At 63.2% G+C, this 26,123-nt stretch carries 27 protein-coding genes; 13 read left to right on the top strand and 14 right to left on the bottom strand.

The window, feature by feature from the left end:
• Positions 1–63: 63 nt before the first annotated feature.
• Positions 64–1,044: an acrylyl-CoA reductase (NADPH) gene (acuI, locus tag BN1143_RS04350; RefSeq protein WP_017766512.1), complete on the bottom strand. Its 981-nt coding sequence runs from the start codon at positions 1,042–1,044 to the stop codon at positions 64–66.
• A 29-nt stretch (positions 1,045–1,073) separates the two neighbouring features.
• Positions 1,074–2,096 (bottom strand): LacI family DNA-binding transcriptional regulator, encoded by a 1,023-nt coding sequence (locus tag BN1143_RS04345; protein ID WP_042049786.1) that lies wholly within the window; start codon positions 2,094–2,096, stop codon positions 1,074–1,076.
• A 252-nt stretch (positions 2,097–2,348) separates the two neighbouring features.
• Between BN1143_RS04345 and BN1143_RS04340 the strand changes: the two genes are divergently transcribed.
• Genes BN1143_RS04340 through BN1143_RS04330 form a run of 3 tightly spaced genes read left to right on the top strand, consistent with a single transcriptional unit; the run spans position 2,349 to position 4,429 of the window.
• On the top strand, positions 2,349–2,792 hold the full coding sequence (locus BN1143_RS04340; RefSeq protein WP_017766510.1) for a PTS sugar transporter subunit IIA: 444 nt from the start codon (positions 2,349–2,351) through the stop codon (positions 2,790–2,792).
• A 32-nt stretch (positions 2,793–2,824) separates the two neighbouring features.
• Positions 2,825–3,112, top strand: a complete 288-nt coding sequence (locus tag BN1143_RS04335; RefSeq protein ID WP_016349013.1) for a PTS sugar transporter subunit IIB — start codon at positions 2,825–2,827, stop codon at positions 3,110–3,112.
• 60 nt (positions 3,113–3,172) lie between these two features.
• A complete protein-coding gene (locus tag BN1143_RS04330; RefSeq protein WP_005307528.1) occupies positions 3,173–4,429 on the top strand; it encodes a PTS ascorbate transporter subunit IIC in 1,257 nt (418 codons plus the stop codon).
• Positions 4,430–4,494: 65 nt separating this feature from the next.
• On the opposite strand, the gene waaA is transcribed toward BN1143_RS04330, so the two are convergent.
• Both waaA and waaF read right to left on the bottom strand, forming a co-directional pair.
• Complete coding sequence (gene waaA / locus BN1143_RS04325; RefSeq protein ID WP_042049785.1) at positions 4,495–5,760, bottom strand: lipid IV(A) 3-deoxy-D-manno-octulosonic acid transferase; 1,266 nt, start codon at positions 5,758–5,760, stop codon at positions 4,495–4,497.
• Between the two features lies 1 nt (position 5,761).
• Positions 5,762–6,871 (bottom strand): lipopolysaccharide heptosyltransferase II, encoded by a 1,110-nt coding sequence (gene waaF / locus BN1143_RS04320; RefSeq protein WP_005307522.1) that lies wholly within the window; start codon positions 6,869–6,871, stop codon positions 5,762–5,764.
• A 241-nt stretch (positions 6,872–7,112) separates the two neighbouring features.
• Between waaF and BN1143_RS04315 the strand changes: the two genes are divergently transcribed.
• Positions 7,113–7,901: a glycosyltransferase family 2 protein gene (locus BN1143_RS04315; protein WP_042049783.1), complete on the top strand. Its 789-nt coding sequence runs from the start codon at positions 7,113–7,115 to the stop codon at positions 7,899–7,901.
• A gap of 88 nt (positions 7,902–7,989) precedes the next feature.
• Here BN1143_RS04315 and BN1143_RS04310 read toward each other — a convergent pair whose 3' ends face one another.
• Positions 7,990–9,033, bottom strand: coding sequence for a glycosyltransferase family 9 protein (locus tag BN1143_RS04310; RefSeq protein WP_042049781.1), 1,044 nt, complete (start codon positions 9,031–9,033; stop codon positions 7,990–7,992).
• A 222-nt stretch (positions 9,034–9,255) separates the two neighbouring features.
• On the opposite strand from BN1143_RS04310, the gene coaD reads away from it, so the two are divergent.
• Positions 9,256–9,738, top strand: a complete 483-nt coding sequence (coaD, locus tag BN1143_RS04305; RefSeq protein ID WP_017783649.1) for a pantetheine-phosphate adenylyltransferase — start codon at positions 9,256–9,258, stop codon at positions 9,736–9,738.
• Between the two features lie 49 nt (positions 9,739–9,787).
• Here coaD and BN1143_RS04300 read toward each other — a convergent pair whose 3' ends face one another.
• The 6 genes from BN1143_RS04300 to radC all read right to left on the bottom strand — a co-directional run bounded on the left by BN1143_RS04300 (position 9,788) and on the right by radC (position 13,466).
• A complete protein-coding gene (locus BN1143_RS04300; protein WP_010635524.1) occupies positions 9,788–10,669 on the bottom strand; it encodes a VirK/YbjX family protein in 882 nt (293 codons plus the stop codon).
• A gap of 178 nt (positions 10,670–10,847) precedes the next feature.
• Positions 10,848–11,660, bottom strand: a complete 813-nt coding sequence (gene mutM / locus BN1143_RS04295) for a bifunctional DNA-formamidopyrimidine glycosylase/DNA-(apurinic or apyrimidinic site) lyase (RefSeq protein ID WP_042049780.1) — start codon at positions 11,658–11,660, stop codon at positions 10,848–10,850.
• A gap of 30 nt (positions 11,661–11,690) precedes the next feature.
• A complete protein-coding gene (locus BN1143_RS04290; protein ID WP_042049779.1) occupies positions 11,691–12,146 on the bottom strand; it encodes a hypothetical protein in 456 nt (151 codons plus the stop codon).
• A 93-nt stretch (positions 12,147–12,239) separates the two neighbouring features.
• Entirely contained in the window at positions 12,240–12,407 is a 168-nt protein-coding gene (gene rpmG, locus BN1143_RS04285; protein ID WP_005307500.1) for a 50S ribosomal protein L33, read from the bottom strand.
• An 11-nt stretch (positions 12,408–12,418) separates the two neighbouring features.
• The gene (rpmB, locus tag BN1143_RS21720; RefSeq protein WP_005307492.1) at positions 12,419–12,655 is read right to left on the bottom strand and encodes a 50S ribosomal protein L28; all 237 of its coding nucleotides are present in this window, start codon (positions 12,653–12,655) and stop codon (positions 12,419–12,421) included.
• 136 nt (positions 12,656–12,791) lie between these two features.
• Positions 12,792–13,466: a RadC family protein gene (radC, locus tag BN1143_RS04280; RefSeq protein ID WP_005307485.1), complete on the bottom strand. Its 675-nt coding sequence runs from the start codon at positions 13,464–13,466 to the stop codon at positions 12,792–12,794.
• Positions 13,467–13,613: 147 nt separating this feature from the next.
• Between radC and coaBC the strand changes: the two genes are divergently transcribed.
• From coaBC to BN1143_RS04260, 4 genes are all read left to right on the top strand, one after another.
• Positions 13,614–14,816 carry a bifunctional phosphopantothenoylcysteine decarboxylase/phosphopantothenate--cysteine ligase CoaBC gene (coaBC, locus tag BN1143_RS04275; protein WP_010635526.1) on the top strand — a complete coding sequence of 401 codons (1,203 nt, stop codon included), beginning with the start codon at positions 13,614–13,616 and terminating at the stop codon, positions 14,814–14,816.
• A gap of 40 nt (positions 14,817–14,856) precedes the next feature.
• The gene (gene dut / locus BN1143_RS04270; protein ID WP_005307478.1) at positions 14,857–15,315 is read left to right on the top strand and encodes a dUTP diphosphatase; all 459 of its coding nucleotides are present in this window, start codon (positions 14,857–14,859) and stop codon (positions 15,313–15,315) included.
• Between the two features lie 68 nt (positions 15,316–15,383).
• Positions 15,384–15,980 (top strand): nucleoid occlusion factor SlmA, encoded by a 597-nt coding sequence (slmA, locus tag BN1143_RS04265; RefSeq protein ID WP_005307475.1) that lies wholly within the window; start codon positions 15,384–15,386, stop codon positions 15,978–15,980.
• 200 nt (positions 15,981–16,180) lie between these two features.
• Positions 16,181–17,017 carry a mechanosensitive ion channel domain-containing protein gene (locus tag BN1143_RS04260; protein ID WP_005307473.1) on the top strand — a complete coding sequence of 279 codons (837 nt, stop codon included), beginning with the start codon at positions 16,181–16,183 and terminating at the stop codon, positions 17,015–17,017.
• A gap of 137 nt (positions 17,018–17,154) precedes the next feature.
• Here BN1143_RS04260 and BN1143_RS04255 read toward each other — a convergent pair whose 3' ends face one another.
• Positions 17,155–17,343 carry a holin gene (locus BN1143_RS04255; RefSeq protein ID WP_005307469.1) on the bottom strand — a complete coding sequence of 63 codons (189 nt, stop codon included), beginning with the start codon at positions 17,341–17,343 and terminating at the stop codon, positions 17,155–17,157.
• 430 nt (positions 17,344–17,773) lie between these two features.
• Between BN1143_RS04255 and pgi the strand changes: the two genes are divergently transcribed.
• On the top strand, positions 17,774–19,423 hold the full coding sequence (gene pgi, locus BN1143_RS04250; RefSeq protein WP_042049778.1) for a glucose-6-phosphate isomerase: 1,650 nt from the start codon (positions 17,774–17,776) through the stop codon (positions 19,421–19,423).
• A gap of 148 nt (positions 19,424–19,571) precedes the next feature.
• Here pgi and ilvC read toward each other — a convergent pair whose 3' ends face one another.
• Entirely contained in the window at positions 19,572–21,053 is a 1,482-nt protein-coding gene (ilvC, locus tag BN1143_RS04245; RefSeq protein WP_019840082.1) for a ketol-acid reductoisomerase, read from the bottom strand.
• 200 nt (positions 21,054–21,253) lie between these two features.
• On the opposite strand from ilvC, the gene ilvY reads away from it, so the two are divergent.
• A complete protein-coding gene (gene ilvY / locus BN1143_RS04240) occupies positions 21,254–22,147 on the top strand; it encodes an HTH-type transcriptional activator IlvY (RefSeq protein WP_042049777.1) in 894 nt (297 codons plus the stop codon).
• On the opposite strand, the gene BN1143_RS04235 is transcribed toward ilvY, so the two are convergent.
• Positions 22,136–23,008: a type 2 periplasmic-binding domain-containing protein gene (locus BN1143_RS04235; protein ID WP_042049775.1), complete on the bottom strand. Its 873-nt coding sequence runs from the start codon at positions 23,006–23,008 to the stop codon at positions 22,136–22,138. The genes ilvY and BN1143_RS04235 overlap by 12 nt on opposite strands.
• 171 nt (positions 23,009–23,179) lie before the next feature.
• On the opposite strand from BN1143_RS04235, the gene BN1143_RS04230 reads away from it, so the two are divergent.
• Positions 23,180–23,371 (top strand): hypothetical protein, encoded by a 192-nt coding sequence (locus tag BN1143_RS04230; RefSeq protein ID WP_005307455.1) that lies wholly within the window; start codon positions 23,180–23,182, stop codon positions 23,369–23,371.
• Positions 23,372–23,443: 72 nt separating this feature from the next.
• Positions 23,444–26,023 carry a bifunctional acetate--CoA ligase family protein/GNAT family N-acetyltransferase gene (locus BN1143_RS04225; protein ID WP_042049773.1) on the top strand — a complete coding sequence of 860 codons (2,580 nt, stop codon included), beginning with the start codon at positions 23,444–23,446 and terminating at the stop codon, positions 26,021–26,023.
• The last annotated feature ends 100 nt before the right edge of the window (positions 26,024–26,123 follow it).

Raw genomic sequence — 26,123 nt, 5'->3', positions numbered from 1 at the left:
TTGGATAGTGCACCCGCACTCAAAGTCTATCCAGAAAAATGGGGCTCGCCAGTCAGCGGGAGTTCAAAGTTTGACCAGGGTGCGGCCAGCAATCTTGCCCTGGGTGATGGCCTCGGCGGCCTCCACCACCTGCTCCAGTCCGATCTCGGTCACCGCCTGCGCGAAGAAGCTGGCGGGCAGATCTCGGGCCAGTCGCTGCCAGGCCAGCTGGCGACGTGCCAGTGGGCACATCACCGAGTCGACCCCTTGCAACCGCACGTTGCGCAGGATGAAAGGCATCACGCTGGTGGGCAGATCGAAACCGCCCGCCAGACCGCAGGCCGCCACGGCGCCGCCGTAGTTCATCTGGGCCAGCAGCTTGGCCAGCACCTGACTGCCGACACTGTCGATCGCCCCGGCCCACAGCTGCTTCTCGAGCGGCTTGGCAGGCTCCAGCAGCTCGCTGCGCGGCACGATGCGGCTGGCACCGAGCGCGGTCAGCATCTCGCCCTGCTCCTCGGGACGACCGGTCAGCGCCGCCACCTGATAACCCAGCGCGGCCAGCAGTGCGACGGCAGTGGAGCCCACCCCGCCGGCGGCGCCAGTCACCAGGATCTCGCCGCTCTGCGGGGTCACTCCCGCCTCTTCCAGCGCCAGCACGCAGAGCATGGCGGTCAGGCCGGCGGTGCCGATGCACATGGCCTGGCGCTCATCCAGCCCGGCCGGCAGCGGCACCAGCCAGTCGGCCTTGACCCGCGCCTGTTCGGCCATGCCGCCCCAGTGCCCTTCCCCCACACCCCAGCCGGTCAACACTACCTTGTCGCCCGGCTGATAACGCTCGTCGGCAGACTCGAGCACGGTACCGGCGAAGTCGATGCCGGGCACCAGCGGCCACTGGCGCACTATCTTGCCCTTGCCGGTGATGGCCAGCCCGTCCTTGTAGTTGATGGAGCTGTAACTCACCGCCACCCGCACTTCGCCTTCCGGCAGCTGGCTCTCGCCCAGCCGGGTGAGGGTCGGTACCGTCTTGCCTTCTTGGTTTTCCAGTAACAGAGCCTTGAACATGGTTGCCTCTTTGATGAGTGTGAAAAGGATCAGCTGCTTTGCCGCTTCTGCAGCTGGAAGTCGAGGGTCAGCGCCGAGCCCATGACGGGTTCACCGGCCAGCTGACGCAAGATGAGATCGGCCGCCTCCTGCCCCATCCGCTGATAGGGGATGCGAACCGAGGTGAGGGCCGGGTAGCAGGCGCGCGCCACGTCCAGATCGTCGAAACCGGCGATGGCGAGCTTGCCCGGCACGTTCAGGTGGCGACGCTGGCATTCGAACAGCACCCCGGCCGCCAGCTCGTCGTTGACGCAAACCAGCGCATCCAGCTCGGGCCAGCGCAGCAGAAACTCCCCCAGCATGGCCGCCCCGGTGCTGAAGCTGGGTCGCTCCGAGGTGTTGATGATGGCGTCGGGGGAGAGGTAGTTGTCCAGCAGCGCCTTCTGCCAGCCCTGCATGCGCTGCTGCAGCATCCACTGCTCCTGGCGGGCGCAGAGAAAGCCGATATTGCGGTAGCCGCGCTCGATGAGGTGGCGGGTCAGCTGGTAGCCGGCATCGAAGTTGGAAACCCCGACGTTCATGTCGATGGGGCTGCGGGCCATGGCCCCCACCTCCACCACCGGCAGGCGGGCCGCCTTCAGCCGCATGCGGATGGTCTCGCCGGGATCGCTGCCAAACAGCACCACGGCCGCCGGATTGTGCTGCAGAAAGCTGGTCAGCAGGCTCTCTTCCTGCTGTTTCAGGTGCTGGGCATCCCCCAGCATGATCTGGTAACCCTCCCGGCGCAGGCTCTGCTGCAGCCCGGCGATCACCTCGCCGCAGCCGCAGTCGGTCAGGCTGGGCACGATCACCACTATGGTCTGGGAGGTGGCGGATGCCAGCGCCCCCGCCGCCCGGTTGGGGATATAGCCGAGTTCATCCACCGCCGCCTCGATGCGCTCGCGCATCTTGTCGGATACCAGCTCGGGGGTACGCAGGGCGCGCGACACCGTCATGGCCCCCACGCCGGCCAGCTGGGCCACATCGTTGAGGGTCACCCGACCCGTGCTACGGCGTTTCTTCGCTTCTGACATCCTTTCCCTTCCTCGGCATACGGGTGCTCACTTTAAGGCAAAAGCGGGGCACTGACTATTTGCTCAAACCGGATTTTACCCCCTTTGAGGCCGACAAGGGGCAGGATGAATCCCTTCTGTGAGAGAAATGATAGCGCTATCACAGTTCGATGTTAGCGCTATCTGGTAGCGCTAACTTTCGCGATCAGGCTCACAGTTATCAGCCGGCAAGATCGCTAGATTGGCGCCATCTTATCCAGCCCGGACACTGCCATGCTGACCCAATTGCTGACCGAGGAGGTCATTTCCATCGAAGCGGGCGCCCGCGACTGGCGTCACGCCATCGAGCTGGCCACCGCCCCCCTGCTGGCCAACGGCACCATAGAGCCATCCTATGTGGCGGCGCTCTATCGCTCCCACGAAGAGCTCGGCCCCTACTACGTGCTGGGCCCGGGCCTGGCCATGCCCCACGCCCGCCCGGAAGACGGCGTCAACCGGCTGGGACTGGCGCTGACCGTGCTGAAGGAGGGGGTCAACTTCGGCTCCGAGGGCAACGACCCGGTACGGCTGCTGATCACCCTGGCCGCCAGCGACAGCAACTCCCACGTGGAAACCATCGCCCAGCTGGCCGAGCTGTTCATGAATGAAGAAGACGTGGCGGCCATCATGGCGGCCACCAGCAAAGACGACATCCTGCGCATCCTGGCGCGTTATTGAGTGGCGCCCTGCGCCCGATAGAGGAAGAGAACATGAAGATTCTGGTTGTATGCGGACACGGCCTGGGTACCAGCCTGATGATGGAGATGAGCATCAAGAGCATTCTCAAGGAGCTGGCCGTGACGGCCGAGGTGGATCACCGGGATCTCGCCTCCGCCGGCAGCGAGAGCGCCGAGATCTTTGTCGCCACCCGCGACATCGCCGAACAGCTGGTCAGCATGGGGGTCGACGGCCGGCTGGTCTCGCTGGACAACATGGTCGACAAGGCCGCCATGAAAGAAAAACTCGCCATCGCCCTGCGCGAGCTGGGCGCACTCTAACCCCTTTGCGACTGTCTGGGCGGCCGGTGAGCCGCCGCTTCCATCTGCTTGGAGCTGACCATGGAATTTTTCAATTTTCTGATGTTTGACGTGCTGTCGGAGCCGGCCGTGCTGGTTGGCCTGATCGCCCTCATCGGCCTGATCGCCCAGAAGAAACCGGTGACCGAGTGCATCAAGGGCACGGTCAAGACCATCATGGGCTTCGTCATCCTGGGGGCCGGCGCCACCCTGGTGGTGAACTCGCTGGGCGACTTCGCCACCATCTTCCAGCACGCCTTCGGCATCAAGGGGGTGGTGCCCAACAACGAGGCTATCGTCTCCATCGCCCAGCAGTCGTTCGGCAAGGAGATGGCGATGATCATGTTCTTCGCCATGCTGGTGAACATCCTGATCGCCCGGCTCACCCCGTGGAAATTCATCTTCCTGACCGGTCACCACACCCTGTTCATGTCGATGATGGTGGCAGCCATCCTCTCGGCTGGCGGCATGAGCGGTATCCCGCTCATCGCGGTGGGCAGCCTGGTGGTCGGCGTGACCATGGTGCTGTTCCCGGCCCTTGCCCACCCCTACATGAAGCAGATCACCGGCTCCGATGACGTGGCGCTCGGCCACTTCTCCACCTGCTCCTACGTGCTGGCCGGCTGGATCGGCGCCAAGTTCGGCAACAAGGCCCACAGCAGCGAAGAGGTGCAGGTGCCCAAGAGCCTGCTGTTCCTGCGCGATACCCCGGTGGCCATCTCCTTCACCATGGGGATCATCTTCCTTATCACCTCTCTGTTTGCCGGTGCGGATTACGTATCGGAAGTCGCCAAGGGCAAGCACTGGTTCATGTTCTCCCTGATGCAATCCATCACCTTCGCCGCCGGGGTCTACGTGATCCTGCAGGGGGTGAGGATGGTCATCGCCGAAATCGTGCCGGCCTTCAAGGGGATCTCCGACAAGCTGGTGCCCAACGCCAAGCCGGCGCTGGACTGCCCCATCGTCTTCCCCTACGCCCCCAATGCGGTGCTGATCGGCTTCCTGTCGAGCTTTGCCGCCGGCCTGGTGGGCATGGTGCTGCTCTACCTGCTGGGGCTCACCGTCATCATTCCGGGCGTCGTGCCACACTTCTTCGTCGGCGCGGCGGCCGGGGTGTTCGGCAACGCCACCGGCGGCCGTCGCGGCGCCATGCTAGGTGCCTTCGCCAACGGCCTGCTGATCACCTTCCTGCCGGTGTTCCTGCTGCCGGTGCTGGGGGATCTCGGCTTTGCCAACACCACCTTCAGCGATGCCGACTTCGGCGTGGTGGGGATCCTGCTTGGCCTGATCATGCGCTGAGCCGGTCTCTGAAATGAAAAACGGAGCGCGAAGCGCTCCGTTTTTTTATGCCCTCGACTCCCGACTCAGTCGTTCTCCAGGCTGGTGAGGCAGTGAGACAGGGTGCGTGCCAGCGCCCCCTGGTTGCGCAGCACCACGGCGCGGGCCTGCTCGCCCATCTCCCGGCGCCGGCTCTCGTCGGCCAGCAGCGCGCTCACCTGCTCCCCCAGCTCGGCGGCATCGGCCACCACGGCGGCGCCACCCTGGGCCACCAGCTGGCGGGTGATGTCGCTGAAGTTGAAGTAGGCGGGGCCGCTCAGACAGGGTTTGCCGAGCGCCGCCGGCTCCAGCAGGTTGTGGCCGCCCACCTTGACCAGGCTGCCGCCGACGAAGGCCACGTCGGCCGCCGCCAGCATCAGCGGCAGCTCGCCCATGGTATCCCCCAGGTAGACCTTGTCGCGCTCGCCCACCGCACTGCCCGCCGTGCGCCGCACGCAGCCGTAGGGGGCGCACAGCGCTGCCACCCGCTCGAACCGCTCGGGGTGGCGCGGCACCAGGATCAGCAGGGCCGACGGCTGCGCCGCAAGCACCCGATCGAAGGCGGCCAGCACCTGCTCGTCTTCCCCCTGATGGGTGCTGGCGGCAATCCAGACCGGCCGCTCCGCCCCCAGCAGCTGGCGCAGGGCACGACCTTTGGTCTGTACCTGCTCATCGAGCTGGATGTCGAACTTGATGGAGCCGGTCACCGCCAGCCGCTCACGCCCCAACCCCAGCCGATGGAAGCGATCCGCGTCGTCCTGGTGCTGGCAGAGCAGGTGGGTCAGCGGCCGGCTGAGGGCATCGAAGGCACCCTGAAAACGGGCGTAACGCCGGCAGGATCGCTCCGAGAGGCGGGCATTGATGATGGTCACCGGCAGGTGGCGCGCCTCGCAGGCCGCCAGCCAGTTCGGCCACAGCTCGGTCTCCATCACCCAGAGGGCACGGGGCTTGAAGGTGTTCAGAAACGCCGAGACGGCCCAGGGATAATCCAGGGGCGCATAGCGGTGCTCCACCAGATCCCCCAGCCTGGCAGCCTGCTCGGCGCCGGTACGGGTGGTGGTGGTGAGCAGGATCGGCAAGAAGGGCCGCTCAGCCTTGAGGGCGCGGATGAGGGGGCTGATGGCCAGCGTCTCCCCCACGCTCACCGCATGGATCCAGAGCGGCGCCTCCTGCCCGGTGGCGGGTGTTAGCCCCAGGTGCTCGGCCCAGCGCTTGCCAAAGCCGGGCTTGCCCTTCTTCGGCTTGTAGAGCGCCAGCAACGCCAGCGGCAACCCCAGGTGGATCAGCAGGTTGTAGAGCAGCCGATAGCCCATGCTAGTGCGGCTCCCCGCGCTTGCCCGGCTCGGCGACAAAACGGGGAGGTTCGCCGGGCGCCAGCGGCGGGGCCGGCGTCTCGCTGCACTCCAGCCGGCGGCCGGCCTCGATGACCTGCTCCGGCATCAGCTCGATCAGGCACTTGAGGTGACCGAACTTGCAGGTGCGCTTGAAGCAGGGGCGGCACTCTATGTCGGTGTGGACGATCTCGACCCGGTCCGCCAGCGGTGGGGTGTAGAGCGGAGAGGTGGAGCCATAGACCCCGATCAGCGGCCGGTTGAGGGCGGCGGCGACGTGCATCAGGCCGGAGTCGTTGGCGATCACCCGCCCGGCCAGCGCCATCAGGTCGATCGCCTCGTACAGGCTGGTCTTGCCCGCCAGCACGTGGCAGTTGGGGCGCGACAGCGGATTGATCCGGTCGCGGATGGTATTGGCCACTGCCGCGTCCTTGCCGGAGCCGAAGATCCACACCTGCCAGCCCTCGTCGAGGTGCTTTTGCGCCACCACGGCGTAGTGGCCCTCCGGCCAGCGCTTGGCCGGGCCGAACTCGGCCCCCGGGCAGAGCACCAGCACCGGACGGGCGCGATCCAGCCCGAGCCGCGCCAGCGCCTTCTCCTGGTTGACGAGATCGACGTTGAGGGCCGGCTGGGGGATGGTCGGGATGTCGGCCCGGCTCTTCATCTGCGCCTTGGGATAGGCCAGTGCCAGGTAGGCCTCAACCATCAGCGGAAAGGCGGACTTGTTGCTGCGCATGTCGTTGAGCAGGCCGAAGCGGTGCTCGCCTTTCCAGCCGGTGCGCACCGGGATGCGGGCAAACCAGGGGATCAGCGCCGACTTCATGGAGTTGGGCTGGATGATGGCCTGATCGTACTTTTCGGCCGCCAGCTGCTTGCCGAGCCGACGGCGGGCTCCCAGCTTGAAGTCGCCGTGGCCAAGCGGCATGGGGATGGCCTTGTCCACCTCCGGCATCCGCTCCAGCAGGGCACCACACCAGGCGGGCGCCATCACGTGCAGCTCGCTGTCTGGGTGGTTGGCCTTGATCGCCTTGTAGAGGCTCTGGGACATCACCATGTCGCCGACCCAGGAGGGGCCGATCACCAATATTTTCATCTCGCACTTCTCCAGGGCCACGCCCTGCGGTTAATCGTTGCTGGCCGAGATTATGCCCGAAGAATGGCCCGAGAAATAACAGAAGATCCCGCTGCCATGCATCCTGGCGCCAAAAAACAATCCATTTGGACCCAACACTCATCCCGCCGTCGGAACCATGCTCCGCCTGCCGTTTTAGGCTAGAATGGGCGCCAATTTGAGCATGGCCCGCCAGTCGGGCGCCAACAAGAGCCTTTAATCCGTGAACAAACCGACTCTGGCGGCTGTCCTTATCGTCAAGAATGAAGCCGAAAACCTGCGCCCCTGCCTCGCCTCCCTCGACGGACTGGTCGACGAGATCGTCATCATGGACTCCGGCAGCCAGGACGAGACCCCGGCCATCGCCGCCGAATTCGGCGCCCGCTTCTTCGTCAACCCGGTGTGGCCAGGCTTCGGCCGCCAGCGCCGGCTCGCCCAGTCCCACGTGCAATCCGACTGGGTGCTGTGGCTGGATGCGGACGAGCGGCTCACCCCCGAGCTGAAAGCCGCCATCGCCGCCGTCATGGCCAACCCGGCCAGCGACACCATCTACTCGATCCCGCGCCTCTCCTGGGTGTTCGGCCGCTTCATCCGCCACAGCGGCTGGTACCCGGACCGGGTGCTGCGCCTCTATCCCAAGGATCTCACCAGCTACAACGAGGTGCTGGTGCACGAGAAGGTGGAGGTGCGCGCCAACATGAAGATCGTCAACCTGCACGGCGACCTGCTCCACTTCACCTATCGGGATCTGGAGCACTACCTGGTCAAATCCGCCGGCTATGCCCGCGCCTGGGCCGATCAGCGCACCGCCCGCGGCAAGAAGGGCTCCCTCGGCCAGGGGCTGGTGCACGCGCTGGGCTGTTTCCTCAAGATGTACCTGCTCAAGGCCGGCTTCCTCGACGGCAAGCAGGGGCTCCTGCTGGCCATACTGTCGGCCCACTCCACCTTCGTGAAGTACGCCGACCTCTGGATCCGCCAGCAGCCCCAGACACCGGACCAGGCTGACAAGTAAACCGCCGCAGACGGGCGCTGCCAGCGAGCAGCCCCCCATATGAGACAGGGCCCTTGAAGGGCCCTGTCTGCATTTACGCTATCCGCTATCACTGCTCGCTGCGCCAGAACGGCGGCGCCCAGCGGGCGATCGCCGCCGCCATGGTCTTGGGATCGAGCTGGCTCATGTCTTCCGGGTGATCGCTGTCTTCCGGCGGGCTGAACGCCAGGTGGCGCCCCTCGCTGTTGAGCGGACGCCAGCGCAGCGGCGTCGCCGAGCGGTGCGCCGGGAAGAAGCCGATGGTGGGCACATCCAGCGCCGCGGCGATGTGCAGCGGCCCGGTGCTGCCCGCCACGAACAGGGCGGCGTTGGCCATCACCTGGCAGAACTTGGGCAGTCCCTCCTCGGAGCGGTAGATCCAGCCGTTGCCACCGTGGGCCAGCAGCTCGGCCGCCAGCTGTTCGGCGATCTTCTCCTCCCCCGGCCCCGCCGTCAGGATGCACTGCAGCTCGGGACAGGCCTGGTTGAGCTTGATGATGAGGCGGGCGTACTGCTCGATGGAGAGGTTGTTGGCCGAGCCGCCGCTGCCGGCATGCACCATCAGCCAGGGACGACTGGCATCGAGCCGCAGGCGGGCGGCAACCTGCTCGCGCACCTGTTGCAGGCTCTTCGCATCGAATCTGAGGTAGGGGCCCTGCGGCTCCACCGCGCTCACCTGCTGGTCGGCAAGGAAACGGCGCACCAGATCCAGGTTGTATTCGTACTCCGGCTTCTGGGAGCGGGAGCGACGCTGGATCAGGCGCTGGTTGTAGAGCACCTGGGCCAGCTTGGTGGCCGGCGCCAGCCGGTAGGGAATGTGCGCCTTCCACACCAGCATGGCGTTGCGGGAGTTGGAGAAGAGGCAGATGGAGGCATCGAAGGCGGCCGCCTTGATGCGTGCCTGCAAGGCACGTTGTTGTTCCTTGTCGGCCCGTGAGCCCGGATCCAGGATGATCTCGTCAATCCAGGGGCAGAGGCGGGCCAGCGGCGCCGTGTAGGCGGGAACCAGGGCAGTCACATGACACTCCATGGAACGCTTGAGCATGGCAAAACTCGGCCAGGCCAGCATGAAGTCACCAATCTTGTCATTGCGGACTACCAGAATACGTTTCATAAAAAATCCCTTTGCTCCCTGTCACCAACGCAAGGAGGCTTGATGCGCGATGCGGTATTCTTGCCTGATGTATCGCTATTCTCAAGCGAAGACGCCCGTCGGTGCTGATTTGACGCGGCAAAGCCGCCATCGGGGCGCCAAAACTCGCCCCAAGGCGGTCGCGCCAATCCCCCAACAGACCCTATAATGCGACCAAATTTCCCGGTTGCAGGAATCAGCAGCATGACCAACAAGGTAATCTATCCCGGCACCTTCGATCCCGTCACCAACGGCCACACCGATCTCATCGGCCGGGCCGCCAGACTGTTTGACCAGGTGGTGGTCGGGGTGGCCAACAGCCCGAGCAAGCGGCCGCTGTTCGATCTGGACGAACGGGTGCAGCTGGCCCGCCAGGTGACCGCCCACCTGCCCAACGTCAAGGTGGTCGGTTTCTCCGGCCTGCTGGTGGACTTTGCCAAGGAGCAGCAGGCCAACGTGCTGATCCGCGGTCTGCGCGCCGTCTCCGACTTCGAATACGAGTTTCAGCTGGCCAACATGAACCGCCGTCTGATGCCGGAGCTGGAGAGCGTATTCCTCACCCCGGCCGAGGAGAACTCCTTCATCTCCTCCACCCTGGTGAAGGAGGTGGCCCTGCACGGCGGCGACATCCGTCAGTTCGTCGACCCCATAGTGGCGGCCGCCATCAAGGCCAAACAGACCAAGTAACAACGAAACAGGCTACCCGAGGGTAGCCTGTTTGCCGTTGATGCCAACCTCAGCCCGCCAGACGCGGGCCCAGCAGCTGCTGGCCTGCCAGGGTCAGCTGGTCGAGCCACTCGTAGCGGCGCCGGTACATGGCCCGCTTCTTGGAGGCGATCTCCTCCAGCGGTTTGCGCTGGGCGGGCTGCAGCCGCACGAAGTTGGCGTCCAGATCGGTGGCGCCGAACTCCTGCCACAGCTCGTCATAGTCCGCCTGCAGACAGGCCTTCTTCTTCTTGCTGTAGCGCCGGGCCTGATAGATGTGGGCCTTCATCCGCACCGCCGAGATATGCTCGGCCTGCATCGCCTCGGCCAGCTGCATCACCAGCATCACCACCAGCGACTTGGGCCGTAGACCGTGGCCCTCCTTGGTCAGCGCACGCACCTTGTCCTGCGCCTGCTCGATGCAGGGCTCCGGGCCCTGTACCGAACCGATCACCACCGCCAGACGGTTGGGGGTGCCGGCCAGCGAGAAGGCGCAGCTGTAGAGCCGCTTGCCCTGCGGGTCGACGATGGAGAGGGCCAGCTCCGCCTCGCGGCGGAAGGTGCCGTCGTGGCGCAGCACGATGCGGCAGCCGCTCTCGGGATAACGGCCAAGCTCGATGCCATCCCCCAGATAGAGCGGGTCGATCAGATCCGGGTAGCGAGCCAGCATCAGCCGATAGTGGTTTTCCAGCATCTCGGCCCGCTCGGTCGCGGTGGAGCCGGCGAAGCGATAGGGTCGCATCGGCTTGTCGAGCAGCTCGGGATAGTGGGCAGGCAGGGCCTTGAGCGGTTCGGCCTGGAACAGCTCGAACACCCGGCTCAGCTGCTGCCGATAGAGCAGGCTGCGCAGCACGAACTTGGCGCGATTGAAGGTTTTGCGGGCGCTGTCATCGGGATAGAGGAAGCGCGCCATTTTTTGGGCACAATAGTGCCCCTGCCGGGACAAATGGTCCCAGTCTATTGATTTAGCTGTCATTTTATTGTCTCAAACCGCCTGAACGGCCGAGATAGTAGTGACGGGCGAGCAAATATTCAACAGACTGGAAATACTCTCTTACAACTTGGCCGTTTCAGGCCGAAAAAACCGCGATTCAGCGCTGACAGTGGGAACAGAACACGGTCGTGCGCTGCCCAAGCCGGATTTCGCTGAGCAGGGTGTGGCAGTGAAAACAGGGCTGGCCACCCCGCCCGTACACCTGCAACTGCTGCACGAAATAACCCGGTTTGCCATCCGCACTGGTGAAATCCTTGAGGGTGGTGCCGCCCTGCTGAATCGCCTCGGCCAGCACCCGCTTTATCTCCCCTACCAGGGTGCCCAGCCGCTCGGCGCTGATGTTGCCCGCCGCCCGCTTGGGATGAATGCCAGCGGCATAGAGCGCCTCGTTGGCGTAGATGTTGCCTACCCCGACCACCACCTGATTGTCCATCAGGAAGGTTTTGATGGCAGTGCTGCGCCCCTTGGCACGCTCACGCAGGTAATCGGCGTTGAAGGCGTCGGTGAGCGGCTCAGGCCCCAGCTTGGCCAGCAGCGCATGCGCCTCGGCCGGCTCGCGGGTCCACAGCAGGGCGCCGAAGCGGCGCGGATCGTTGAGCCGCAGCAGCTTGCCGTTCTCGAGCTCGATATCCACGTGATCGTGCTTCTCGGCCGGGGTGCCGATGTCCAGCACCCGCAGGCTGCCCGACATGCCCAGATGGAGGATGGCGGTACCGAAGTCGGTCTCCAGCAGCAGGTACTTGGCGCGGCGGCTGACCCGGTGGATGGTGAGGTCCACCAGCTCCTGGATCTCCCCCGGCACCGGCCAGCGCAGACGGCCGTCCCGCACCACCACCCTAGTGACCTTGATGCCGGTAAGCCAGGGCGATATGCCCTGGCGGCTGACTTCGACTTCCGGTAATTCAGGCATGGGATCCTCGTGCTGACGCTGAAAAATGGGTTAGGGAGCGGGACGCAGCAGGCTGCGATACTGCTCCTGGCTCAGGCTGAGCCAGGTCGAGGGGGGCAGCAGGGCGGCAAACTTGCCGTCATCCTGATAGAGCCCCACCTCGATGGGGTCGCTCTGGCCAGCGACCCAGATCTTGAGGGTAACCGGATTGCCGCGCACGGCTTCGCCGGGCGGCAGCAACCAGCCCTGCCAGGCCTCGATGTGCGCCGCCAGCTGGGCACTGCTGAGCCCCAGATCCGGCCCGCTGCGCCAGCCCTGCCCGATGCGCTCTATCTGCCAGCTCGGCCCCTGCCAGGTGAGCACCACGGCGCTCTCCGGCAACAGCGGACGCGCCCGCTTGGAGCTGTTTTCCTGCTGGGCGATCTCCAGCCGGTGCAACAGGGTGATCACGATCAGCACCACCACAATGATCACGTTGTTCCAGCCTCTGCGGCTCAATTTGAACATGGCAAGCCTCCCTTCGAACCGGCAGTGTACTGAATTCCAGCCATAAAAAAACCCGGCACAGGGCCGGGTTTTTGGGAATGCAGCATCAAGTAATTACTTGATTTTGCCTTCCTTGTAGATCACATGCTGACGAACAACGGGATCAAACTTTTTGATTTCCATTTTTTCGGGCATGGTGCGCTTGTTTTTGGTAGTGGTATAGAAGTGACCAGTACCGGCGCTGGAGTTCAGGCGAATCTTCTCGCGAATACCTTTAGCCATGATCTAATTCCTTATACCTTAACACCGCTGGCGCGCAGTTCAGCCAGAACCACTTCAACGCCACGCTTGTCGATGATACGCATGCCTTTTGCGGATACGCGCAGGCTTACGAAGCGTTTTTCACTCTCAACCCAGAAACGGTGAGTGTGCAGGTTCGGCAGGAAACGACGCTTGGTAGCGTTGTTAGCGTGCGAACGGTTGTTACCAACTGCCGGGCGCTTGCCGGTTACTTGGCATACTCTAGACATGTCAGTCTCTCCAAATCTTACTTCATTGCTCGAGCAAATATCTGCCCCGCTGGCCTTCGATTGCGGGGCAAACAGAAGGCGGCATTTTATACAGCATCCGTGATCAAAGATCAACTAATACGGCGCCAGAGCACAGTCATAACCAACCGCGCTCGGCGAAAGAAACCGTGATGCCATCACCGATCACCAAGTGATCCAGCACTCTGATATCGATCAGGGCCAGGGCTGCCGTGATCCGATCCGTGATCTGGCGGTCGGCCCTACTGGGCTCGGCGACGCCGGACGGGTGATTATGCGCCAGAATCACGGCGGCTGCATTATGTTTGAGTGCGATCTGCACGATTTCTCTGGGCCAGACGCTCGCCGAGTCGAGGGTGCCGTAAAAAAGTTCAACGAATTGAATCACTCTATGCTGATTGTCGAGCAGCAGCAGGGCAAACACCTCCCGCGGCCGATCCCGCAGCTGGGCCTGCAGATAGTCCCGGGTCAGCTGGGGCGAGGTGAGCGCATCCCCCCGTTGCAGCTGCTGCGCCAGATGGCGTTTACCCATCTCCAGCACCGCCTGCAGCTGGGCATATTTGGCTGGGCCCAGGCCATGCGCCTCGCAGAAGGCACGCCGGTCCGCCCCCAGCAGATTGCGCAGCGATCCGAACTGATTCAACAGGTTGCGGGAGAGATCGACTGCACTCAAGCCACTGACCCCGGTGCGCAGGAAGATCGCCAGCAGCTCGGCATCGGACAAGCCGCCCGGGCCGTGACGCAGCAGCTTCTCACGGGGTCGTTCATCCTCTGGCCACTCCTTGATGCTCATTTGTCTCTCCTTTGTACTATTGAGAGAAAACATAGCAAAGAAATCACGGGAGCCCGGCCACAAGACCCCCATGTCAGCCTCTGTCGTCGACTGCTGCCTGTGGTATCTTAGCCGACCAGTCAGAGTGAGCCGGAAGAGAAACAGCAGATGAGATTGGCCGATAAACGCATCCTGTTGGGTGTCAGCGGCGGGATCGCCGCCTACAAGAGTGCCGAGCTGGTACGCCGCCTGAAAGATCAGGGCGCCGAGGTACGGGTGGTGATGACCCGCTCCGCCAAGGAGTTCATCACCCCGCTGACCCTGCAGGCCGTCTCCGGCCACCCGGTGGCCGACAGTCTGCTGGATCCCGCTGCCGAGGCGGGCATGGGCCACATCGAGCTGGCCAAATGGGCCGATCTGGTGCTGATCGCCCCCGCCAGCGCCAATCTGATGGCCCGCATGGCCGCCGGCATGGCCGACGAGCTGCTCACCACCCTCTGCCTGGCCACCCCGGCACCGGTGGCGCTGGCGCCGGCCATGAACCAGCAGATGTATCTCAACGCCGCCACTCAGGCCAACCTCAAGACCCTCGCCAGCCGCGGCATCCTGCTATGGGGGCCGGATTCCGGCAGCCAGGCGTGCGGTGACGTGGGCCCGGGCCGGATGCTGGATCCCCTCGAGCTGGTAGAGCGTTGCTGCCAGCAGCTCGCCGCCGAGCCGCTGCTAGCCGGCGTCAGACTGCTGCTGACCGCAGGGCCGACCCGTGAAGCGCTCGATCCGGTGCGCTACATCAGCAACCACAGCTCCGGCAAGATGGGCTATGCCATCGCCCGCGCCGCCCGTGAAGCGGGTGCCGAGGTGACACTGGTGAGCGGCCCGGTGGCACTGGCCACCCCGGCCGGCGTCACCCGCGTCGACGTCGAGAGCGCCGAGCAGATGCATCAGGCGGTCATGAGCCGGGTCGGCGAGAGCGACCTCTTCATCGGCTGCGCCGCCGTCGCCGATTACCGCCCCGCCCAGGTGGCCGAGCAGAAGATCAAGAAGACCGGCGACAACGACCAGATGCAGCTGACCCTGGTCAAAAACCCCGACATCATCGCCGCCGTGGGGGCCTTGTCAGATAAACCCTTCACCGTCGGATTTGCCGCAGAAACCGTGGATGTGGAACAATACGCCCTCGACAAACTGCAGCGTAAGCGGCTGGACATGATCGCCGCCAATGACGTATCCCGTGCGGGCCAGGGCTTCAACGCCGATGACAACGCCCTCACCGTGTTCTGGCAAGGGGGTCAAGCCCCTCTGCCCCTGGCCGATAAGCTGACGCTGGCTCGTCACCTGATTGCCCTGATTGCACGCCATTACCGGCGCTGAGCCAGTCAATCGACCACCTCCACTCCAATAAAAACGATTTATGACAACACAAATTGAACTGAAGATTCTGGATGCCCGCATCGGCACCGACTATCCGCTGCCTGCCTACGCCACACCGGGCTCCGCCGGCATGGATCTGCGCGCCCTGCTGGATGCCCCGCTGACGCTGGCCCCGGGTGATACCACCCTGGTACCGACCGGGCTGGCCATCCACATCCAGGATCCGGGCCTGTGCGCCACCATCCTGCCCCGCTCCGGCCTCGGCCATAAGCACGGCATCGTGCTGGGCAACCTGGTCGGCCTCATCGATTCCGACTACCAGGGCCAGCTGATGGTCTCGGTATGGAACCGCGGCAAAGAGGCGTTCACCATGCAGCCCGGCGAGCGCATCGCCCAGCTGGTGATCATGCCGGTGGTTCAGGCCAGCTTCCAACTGGTCGATGAGTTCAATCAGAGCGAACGGGGTGAAGGCGGTTTTGGTTCTTCTGGTCGCCAATAACAGACCACACCGGCCCGAGCGGCGGTGCCTAATAACAGAATCAGGCCATTGTTTTTTTAGGGGAATCCATGGCAAGCAGTAATCAGAAACAGAGTCGGCGCGATCAGATCCTGCAGGCGCTCGCCCACATGCTGGAGACCAGCCCAGGCCAGCGCATCACCACGGCCCGTCTGGCGGCCGAGGTGGGGGTCTCCGAGGCAGCCCTCTATCGACATTTTCCCAGCAAGGCGCGGATGTTCGAGGGGCTGATCGACTTTATCGAAGATTCCCTGCTGTCACGGGTCAACCTGATCATGGCCGAAGAGAAGGACACCATGAGCCGCTGCCACCACATACTACAGCTGCTGCTGGTGTTCGCCGAGCGCAATCCCGGTATCACCCGCATCCTCAACGGCGACGCCCTGCTGGGAGAGCACGACCGGCTGCGGGATCGCATCAGCATCCTGTTTGACAAGCTGGAGACCCAGATCAAACAGGTGCTGCGGGAGAAACGGCTGCGCGAAGGCCAGGGCTTCCAGCTCGACGAAACCATGCTGGCCAACCTGCTGCTGGCCTATACCGAGGGGCGGATCAGTCAGTTCGTCCGCTCCGAGTTCAAAATCAAGCCCACCGCCGGGTTTGAAGATCAGTGGCAGTTTATCCGCAGCCAGCTGCTGCAGAGCTAAGCAGTACGCCCGGCGACAATGCATTCGCAATCAGCCGCGGCAACGCCGCTCCAGGTGAGTTGCAGTAAAGAGGGAGGCCTTGGCCTCCCTTGTTTTTTGTGGCACAAAAGAGGCGGTGAGCACCAGATGCGACCCGGACTGTCGCATGCCAATGTTAGATTCATGCGTCATAAACCTTTTATCGCCTGACAGGACACCCTATGGAACCCGAAATCATTACCGAAGCGCAGACCTGGCTGGTCAACAACCAGGGCCTGCTGATCGAGTATGCCGTCAACATCGCGGCCGCCCTGCTCACCCTGCTGGTCGGCTACATCGCCGCCAACCTCATCAGCGGCGCCGTGGTCAAGGTGATGCAGTCCCGCAAGCTGGACACCACTGTCACCCACTTCGTCGGCAGCATCCTCAAGTACGCCATCCTGGTATTCGTGGTGATCGCCGCGCTGGGCCGGGTCGGGGTGCAGACCGCCTCCTTCGTCGCCATTATCGGTGCCGCCGGTCTGGCCATCGGTCTGGCGCTGCAGGGCTCTCTCTCCAACTTCGCCGCCGGCTTCCTGCTGATCATCTTCCGCCCCATCAAGGCAGGCGAGTTCATCGAGGTGGCCGGCACCAATGGCGTGGTGCAATCCGTTCAGCTGTTCACCACCACCCTCACCTCTGGTGACAACAAGATGGTGGTGGTGCCCAATTCCGCCATCCTCAACGGCACTATCGTCAACTACTCGCGCATGGATACCCGCCGCGTCGACATGACCTTCGGCATCGGCTACGGCTCGGATCTCCGCAAGGCCAAGCAGATCCTGGAGCGGCTGGTGAACGAAGAGCCGCGCATTCTCAAGGAGCCGGCCACCACCATCGCCGTCGCCGCACTGGCCGACTCCTCGGTCAACATAGTCGTGCGCCCCTGGGTCAAGACCGGCGACTACTGGGGAGTCTGGTTCGACTTCCACGAGAAGGTGAAGCTCACCTTCGATGCCGAAGGCATCGAGATCCCCTTCCCGCAGATGGTCATGCACATGCAAAAGCCGCAGGCGTAAACGCGGTTTTGCAGCCACCCACAATGCCAGCCTTCGGGCTGGCATTGTCGTCTCTGGCCTCGGCAGGGGTGAACACGACCATAAAAAAGCCGGCCACAATGGGCCGGACTTTGTTTTCAGCATTCCGGGGGGTCGGCTTACACCAGCCGACGTGCCACCCGGTTGAGCAGCGGTTGCACCAGCACATATCCCCCCAGCACGGCACCGATCACCGCCAGTACCCGCAGCGGCAAGGTAGGGGCCGCACTGGTCAGCACCAGGGTCAACAGGCCGATGAGGCCGGTGGCGATCAGGCTAAGGGCAAACAGGGACAACACAGCTTTCATAGCGATCTCCTCACTCCAGACAGTAGCCATCCCTGGGAGATCTCGTCCATGCGACACCCATGCTAGCCATCTTGGGCCGCCGACAATTTGCGCCTGCGCATGAAATGAGCGAAAAGGCGCCTATCGAATACTCTTTTGGCTGCCATGCCAGGTTGCCACCCCGCCCGCAGCATGCCTCGCCCTGAAAGCCCTTTCAACGGCGGCAAGCCCAACCAAGTATGCGCAAACGCAAGATCCGGCAGCCATGAGTGACTCATAATCGCAGCGTTTTGGTTGTAAACTCGGTCGATGGCAGACAATTGGTAAAGCTCTGTTACACGGGCCGCACCATGGGCTCGGTATAATGGGCCCGGTATAGTGCTCGAATAATAAGGTTTGGCGGGAGCCTTGCCTGCAAGGTTCATACACAACTTGGAAGACTGATAATCCTATGAAAAACATCAATCCAACCCAGACCCAGGCCTGGCAGGCACTGGAAGCCCACTTTGCAGCGAACAAAGAGACCCGGCTCAAGGATCTGTTCGCCCAGGATCCCCAGCGTTTCGACAAATTCTCCCTCACCTTCGGCGGCGACATCCTGGTCGACTACTCCAAGAACCTGATCACCGAAGAAACCCTCAAGTTGCTGATTGATCTGGCCAAAGAGACCGATCTTCGCAGCGCGATCGATGCCATGTTCAATGGCGACAAGATCAACATGACCGAAGGCCGCTCGGTACTGCACGTGGCCCTGCGCAACCGCTCCGACCGCCCCATCGAGTGTGACGGCAAGGATGTGATGCCGGAAGTAAACGCCGTGCTGGCCAAGATGAAGGGCTTCTGCGAGAAGATCATCAGCGGCGAATGGAAAGGCTACACCGGCAAGGCGATCCAGCACGTGGTCAACATCGGTATCGGTGGCTCCGATCTGGGCCCGGTGATGATCACCGAGGCACTGCGTCCCTACAAAAACCACCTGCAGATGCACTTCGTCTCCAACGTCGATGGCACCCACATCGCCGAGACCCTGAAGAAGATCGATCCGGAAACCACCCTGTTCCTGGTGGCCTCCAAGACCTTCACCACTCAGGAGACCATGACCAACGCCCTGACCGCCCGCGACTGGTTCATCAAGATTGCCGGTGACAAGGCCCACGTTGCCAAGCACTTCGCCGCCCTCTCCACCAACGGCAAGGCCGTGGCCGAGTTCGGTATCGACACCAACAACATGTTCGAGTTCTGGGACTGGGTTGGCGGCCGCTACTCCTCCTGGTCAGCCATCGGCATGCCCATCGCCCTGTCCGTCGGTTTCGCCAACTTCGAGGCCCTGCTGCAAGGCGCCTTCGAGATGGACATGCACTTCGCCACTGCCTCCTATGAGCAGAACGTGCCGGTGCTGCTGGCGCTGATCGGCCTGTGGTACAACAACTTCCATGGTGCCGAGTCCGAAGCCATTCTGCCGTACGATCAGTACATGCACCGTTTCCCGGCCTACTTCCAGCAGGGCAACATGGAGTCCAACGGCAAGTACGTGGATCGCAACGGCAAGCCGGTTGACTACCAGACCGGCCCCATCATCTGGGGTGAGCCGGGCACCAACGGCCAGCACGCCTTCTACCAGCTGATCCACCAGGGCACCAAGCTAATCCCCTGCGACTTCCTGGCACCGGCCATCAGCCACAACCCGATCGGCGACCACCACCCGAAATTGCTGGCCAACTTCTTCGCCCAGACCGAGGCGCTGGCCTTCGGCAAGAGCAAGGAGCAGGTCGAAGCCGAGTTCCTGGCGGCTGGCAAGACCCTGGAGCAGGTCAAGGATCTGGTGCCGTTCAAGGTGTTCGAAGGCAACCGCCCGACCAACTCCATCCTGTTCAAGAGCCTGACCCCGAAAACGCTTGGCTCTTTGATTGCCATGTACGAGCACAAGATCTTCGTACAGGGCGCAATCTGGAACATCTTCAGCTTCGACCAGTGGGGCGTGGAGCTGGGCAAACAGCTGGCCAACAAGATCCTGCCGGAGCTCAACACTGCCGAGGCGGTCACCAGCCACGACTGCTCCACCAACGGTCTGATCAACACCTGGAAAGCTTGGAAAGCCTGATTTAGCCGGCCTTTCTGAATGCAAAAGCCCCGCTCGATGAGCGGGGCTTTTTTATGGCCGGGTTTTCTGGCGGGCCGGTCGGGTGTCCAGCCCGGCCGGCGACGGGGATCGTCACCCCCGCCCCCTTATCATCCTGCCCGATGCCGGCTTAACCGCCGACGGCGATGCGCTTCATGTCCTTCATGTAACCGCGCAGCACCTGACCGATCGCTTCGATGGGGTGGTTGCGAGTCGCCTCGTTGGCGGCCAGCAGCGCCAGGTTGTCGACGCTCTGCCCTTCCGCCTTGCTGGCACCCAGATCACCCGCTTTCAGGGTCGGCATGAAGTGCTCGCGCAGCAAGGGCACGGCGGCGTTGGCGAACAGGTAGTTACCGTACTCGGCGGTGTCGGAGATGACCACGTTCATCTCGTACAGACGCTTGCGGGCGACTGTGTTGGCGATCAGCGGCAACTCGTGCAGGGATTCGTAGTAAGCAGACTCCTCGTAGATACCGGAAGCCACCATGGTCTCGAACGCCAGCTCCACACCCGCCTTGACCATGGCCACCATCACCACGCCATTGTCGAAGTACTCCTGCTCGGCAATCTTGCCTGCAAACGCCGGGGCGTTTTCGAAAGCAGACTTGCCGGTCTCTTCACGCCAGCCGAACAGCTTGGCATCGTCTTCGGCCCAGTCGGCCATCATGCCGCGGGAGAATTCACCGGCGATGATGTCGTCCATGTGCTTCTCGAACAGCGGGCGCATCAGGGTCTTGAGCTGCTCGGAGAGCTCGAAGGCGCGCAGCTTGGCCGGGTTGGACAGACGGTCCATCATCAGGCTGATGCCGCCCTGCTTGAGGGCTTCGGTGATGGTCTCCCAGCCGAACTGGATCAACTTGCCGGCGTAGGCCGGGTCTGTGCCCTCGGCAACCAGCTTGTCGTAGCAGAGCAGGGAACCGGCCTGCAGCATGCCGCAGAGGATGGTCTGCTCGCCCATCAGGTCGGATTTCACTTCCGCCACGAAAGAGGATTCCAGCACGCCCGCACGGTCGCCGCCGGTGGCGGAGGCCCACGCCTTGGCGATGGCCATGCCTTCACCCTTGGGATCGTTCTCCGGGTGAACGGCGATCAGGGTCGGTACGCCGAAGCCGCGTTTGTACTCTTCACGCACTTCGGTACCCGGGCACTTGGGCGCCACCATCACGACCGTGATGTCGGAGCGGATCTGCTGACCCTCTTCCACCACGTTGAAGCCGTGGGAGTAGCCCAGTGCGGCGCCCTGCTTCATCAGCGGCATCACGGTTTTGACGACGTCGGAGTGCTGCTTGTCCGGGGTCAGGTTCAGCACCAGATCGGCGGTCGGGATCAGCTCTTCATAGGTGCCGACCGCGAAGCCGTTGTCGGTGGCCTTCTGCCAGGAGGCGCGCTTCTCGGTGATGGCGGCCTTGCGCAGGGCGTAGGAGATATCCAGCCCGGAGTCACGCATGTTCAGGCCCTGGTTCAGGCCCTGGGCACCACAGCCCACAATCACCACCTTCTTGCCCTTCAGCACGTTGCAGCCGTCCGCGAACTCTTCGCGCTGCATGAAACGACACTTGCCCAGCTGGGCCAACTGCTGACGCAGGTTCAAGGTGTTGAAATAGTTAGCCATGGTGATTGCTCCGTTCGATTGATTCCATGCCGGATGGCGGCGTTGTCGAAACCACTATAGCGCGGGACACTTATTGCCTGAACTGATATATTCGAAACAGTACGTTGCAATAATTGAAACGTTAACCCTTCATGATCACATGGCGGGGCTAACCACCCACCGCTGGATATCGGGCAGACATCAGCGCCAGGAGCTGAAAGATGGACCTTCGCAATCTCGAACTGTTTCTCCACCTCGCCGACTCCCTCCACTTCGGCAAGAGCGCCGACGCCATGGCGGTCAGTCCCTCCACCCTCAGCCGCGCCATCCAGCGGCTGGAGCAGGAGACCGGCTGTGTGCTGTTCGAGCGGGACAACCGCTCGGTACGGCTCACCCCGGCCGGCGAGAAGCTGCGTGAGTTTGGTGGAGAGCTGCTGCAGGAGTGGCGCCAGCTCAAGCAGGAGCTCAAACGCAGCGATGAGCCGCTGCAGGGCCGACTACGGGTGTTCTGCTCGGTCACCGCCAGCTACTTTCTGCTGCCCGAGGTGCTGGAGCGCTTTCGCCGCCGCTATCCCCAGCTGGAGATCAAGCTGGAGACCGGCGACCCGGCGCTGGCGGTAGACAAGATCCTGGCCGACGAGGCCGATCTCGCCATCGCCGCCCGCCCCGATGCCCTCTCATCCAAGCTGGAGTTTGCCAGCCTGCAGCAGGTACCGCTGGTGTTCATCGCTCCCCGCACAGCCCCCCAGCAGAACCAGTGGTTCTCCCAGGGAGAGCCAGACTGGGAGCGGCTGCCGCTGATCCTCTCGGAGCAGGGGCTGGCCCGCAAACGCTGCGATCAGTGGCTGCGCAACAAGGGGATCGCCCCCAACATCTATGCGGAGGTGGCGGGCAACGAGGGGATTGTCGCCATGGTGGCGCTCGGCTTCGGCGTGGGACTGGTGCCGGCGGCAGTGATCGACCACAGCCCCATGGGTGAGAAGGTACGCATCGTCGAGCCCAAGCCGGCGCTCAAACCATTCGATGTCGGCATCGCGGTGCTCAAGAAGAGGCTGGAGGAGCCGCTGATCCGCGCCTTCTGGGATACGGCGCGGGGACAGGGATCACTGCGCTGACAAGGCGGGCAACACTGGTGCATAGATGAGCGAGGGATCCTGCATCATGGCGCGGCTGCCGGTCGGCAGATCCGGATTGCTCAGCTCCAGCATCACCCGCCGATCGAGCTGCAGCCGCCGGATGGTGCTGCCAAAACCCGCCTCGAATATCCGCTCATAGTCACCGGACTGGCGGGCCCGCAGCAGCCCCAGCTCGATGCGCTTGGCCAGCTCCGGATACCTGGGCGAGACGAAAAACAGCAGCGCCAGCGGATAGCGAAACACCAGGTGGGGTTCGATGGCCAGATCCGGATGCTGTGTGAGCTCATCCTCGATCTCGATGACCGAGCGCAGGAAGCAGTCGAAGCGCCGTTTGCGCAGCATGTTGAACAGGGCCTCATAGAGACCGCCCACCACCACGTCGAGGCCGTTCTCCTTGAGCAGACGGGTATCAGGCCAGGATCTGTGCTGGCCGATGCGAAGCCCGGCCTGCTGCCAGTCGGCCAGCGATCGTATGTTGGCGAACCGCCCCTCATCCCCCTGCCGAATGAGGCACACCCGCCAGCCCAGCAACCCTTTTGCCAACGGAACATGGATGGCCAGCAGGGTGCGCTCGCGCTCCTCATCGGGCGCAAACACCCCGACCTGCACCAGTTCGCCCCCCTGCAACTCCTTGACCGCCCGACCCTGCTCCATCGGCGGGCTGGCAATCAGCCGATAGGGACCATATTCGGGCACGGTCAGATCGAGGGAGAGTCGCAACAGAGCAGCTACGGCGGGATTGGGGTGATCAAGCAGCAGATTCCAGGCCCTGATGGGGCTCTCGGCCGCCTGCACGCTGCCAGCCAGCAGAATGACGCACCACAGCCAGCTCCTGATCATTGCACTCCTCCCCTTGTCACTTCCTCACTATAACCTCTCCTCCTCTACCGCCGGGCGCATGGCAGCACGGATATGTGAGCGACTCGATGTCAAATATGACAGTAGCTACGGCAAGGGGCAGATCAGAGACTAGACTGAACGTTCAACCTGAGTGGAAGAGGGAGTCCCGCCATGATGTCCAATCTGATCGAAATCAACAGCTCGCTGCTGTTCGACGAGTACCTGCAAAGCCTGGGGGTACCCTCAACCTTGCTGGATCAGGAACAGGACATCTATCTGCAGGAACACCACCTGGCAGCGGTACGCCAGATCCAGGGTGAACTGAGGTTTTACCTCCGCGCCAACGCCCTCACCAAGCAGTGATCCGCAGCCGGTCACAGAACCTGCACTGAATGCATATTACACTGGCACCATCCGCCACCCACGGGAGTGCCCATGAAACCAAGCGGCCTGGATCGGCTCTTCAAACCCCAGTCAATCGCCGTCATCGGCGCCTCGACCGACCCGCAGAAGGCCGGTCACGTGGTCATAAGGCACCTGCTCGCCGGTCAGTTCAAGGGCCCCATCCTGCCGGTCAGCCCGCACAACAAGGCCATTGCCGGCGTGCTGGCCTATCCCGACATCGACAGCCTCCCCCTTGCCCCGGACCTCGCCATCGTCTGTACCCGGCGGGAACGGGTACTGACCCTCATCGAGGCGCTCGGCAAGCGGGGAGCGGGTGCCGCCATCATACTGGCGGCCGATTTCACCCCACCTGAGCGCGAACAACTGCAGCGACTGAGTCGGCAATACGGTATCCGCCTGCTCGGCCCCAACAGCATGGGGATGCTGTTGCCAGGCCAGGGCATCAATGCCAGCTTCTCACCGATTGCCGCCAAACCCGGTCAGGTCGCCTTTCTCTCCCAGTCGGCCGCCGTCAGCACCACCATTCTGGATTGGGCCAAACAGCATGAACTCGGCTTCTCGGCCTTCATCTCCCTTGGCGATCACTGCGACATCAACTTCGGCCAACTGCTGGATCAGCTCTCCCGCGACAGCGTGACCCGCGCCATCCTGCTCTACATGGACAAACTGCAGGATGCCCGCCATTTTCTCTCGGCTGCCCGTGCCGCCGCCCGCAACAAGCCCATCCTGGTGCTCAAGAGCGGCCGCCATGAGCCGGACAACGGGCTCGACAACGTCTATGACGCCGCCATCCGTCGCGCCGGCATGCTGCGGGTACGGGATACCCACGAACTGTTTGCCGCCGTCGAGACCCTGAGCCACTCCCTGACCCTCAAGGGGGAGCGGCTCGCCATCATCTCCAACGGCCGTGGCCTGGCCAACATGGCGATCGACAAGTTGCTGGAGCGTGGCGGCAAGCTGGCGATGCCGCCCCGCGACATCGGCAGCGATGCCGACATCAATGACTATCAACAGGCTCTCGACGACCTGCTGCAAGGGGACGAGGCTGACGCCATCCTGCTCATCCATGCCCCTTCACTCACCGCCCGCGGCGCCGCCTTGGCGCGAAGCCTGATCGACTACGTCAAACAGCATCCCAGGGCCAGACGCTTCAATATCCTGACCAACTGGGCGGGGGAATATTCGGCCCAGGAGGGGCGTCGTCTATTCAGCGAGGCGGGATTCCCCACCTACCGCACCCCGGAGAGTGCGGTCGCCGCCTTCATGCATATGGTGGAGTACCGCCGTAACCAGAAGCAGCTGATGGAAACCCCTGCATCGCTGCAGGGTGACAGGCTCGACGTCGACCAGTGCCAACTGCTGATCCGGCAGGCGCTGGAACGCAAGCAGCTCACCCTCGACACCCATCTGGCACACCCCATTCTGCAGGCCGCAGGGCTCTCTACCCTGCCGACCTGGATCGTCTCCGATGCCATCGAGGCCACCCTGACCGCGGAGCAGATCGGCTATCCGGTCGCGGTCAAGCTGCGCTCGCCAGACATACTCCACAAGTCGGCCGTACACGGCGTCATGCTCAACCTGCGCACCTCGACCGAAGTCGCCCAGGCTGCGGACGCCATTCTGGATCGAGTCAGGCAACACGACCCCGGTGCCCGCATCGAAGGCCTGCTGGTACAGCGGATGGCACGGCGCAGCGGCGGTCTGGAACTGCGGATCCGGCTGCAACAAGACCCGGTGTTCGGCCCTGTCATCCTGCTCGGTGAATCAGGGGCCGAGCCGCAGGAGATGATGGCGGCCCTGCCGCCACTCAACCAGGCGCTGGCACGCTACCAGATCATAGGGGCGCTCAAGAGTCGCAAGATCCGTGAGCAGGCCAGTCCGGAGCGGCTCGATATCGATGCCCTCGGCCAGGTGCTGTGCCAACTGTCGGAGCTGCTGCTCGCCTTCCCCGAGATCCAGCAGCTGGATCTGCACCCGCTGCAGGCCTGCGGCGCCGAGATGGTGGTGCTGGACGCCAGCCTGACCCTGCAACCCCATGAAGAAGGCAGCTGCAGGCTGGCTATCCGTCCCTATCCCACCGAGCTGGAAGAGGGGGCCTGGCTCAAGGATCAGAGCCATGTGCTGCTGCGCCCCATCCGACCGGAGGATGAACCTGCCCACAAGCAATTTGTCCTCAAGGTATCGGATGAAGACAGGTACAAGCGCTTCTTCGCCGATGTGGGGGAGCTAGGGCACGAAGAGCTGGCCCGCATGACCCAGATCGATTACGACCGGGAGATGGCCTTTGTCGCCGTGGGACAGGATGGGGAACGAAAAGATCAGATTTTAGGGGTGGTTCGCGCCATTTCGACGCCGGATCTGAGCGATGCCGAGTTTGCCATTCTGGTACGGTCCGACCTGAAAGGGTTGGGGCTTGGCAAATTGATGATGGAGAAGATCGTGCGTTATGCCAGGGAGCGCGGCATTGGCCAGCTGTCGGGCATGACCATGCCCAGCAACCGCGGCATGATCAACCTGGCCAAACGGCTTGGTTTCAAGATCGATATCCAGCTGGAAGATGGGGTAGTCAACATGGAGCTGCCCTGTGCGGAGCGAATAGAGAGGGAATAGCACGGGAAAGCGTGCAGGCATGACTGAATTTCAGGCAATAAAAAAGCCCGCTCAGATGAGCGGGCTTCTTCAATTGGGTGCCTGGCAGTGTCCTACTCTC

Source organism: Aeromonas dhakensis (assembly GCF_000820305.1).
In the GTDB taxonomy this organism is placed as follows: Bacteria; Pseudomonadota; Gammaproteobacteria; order Enterobacterales; family Aeromonadaceae; genus Aeromonas; species Aeromonas dhakensis.
This window is presented reverse-complemented; position numbering and strand designations above follow the sequence as displayed.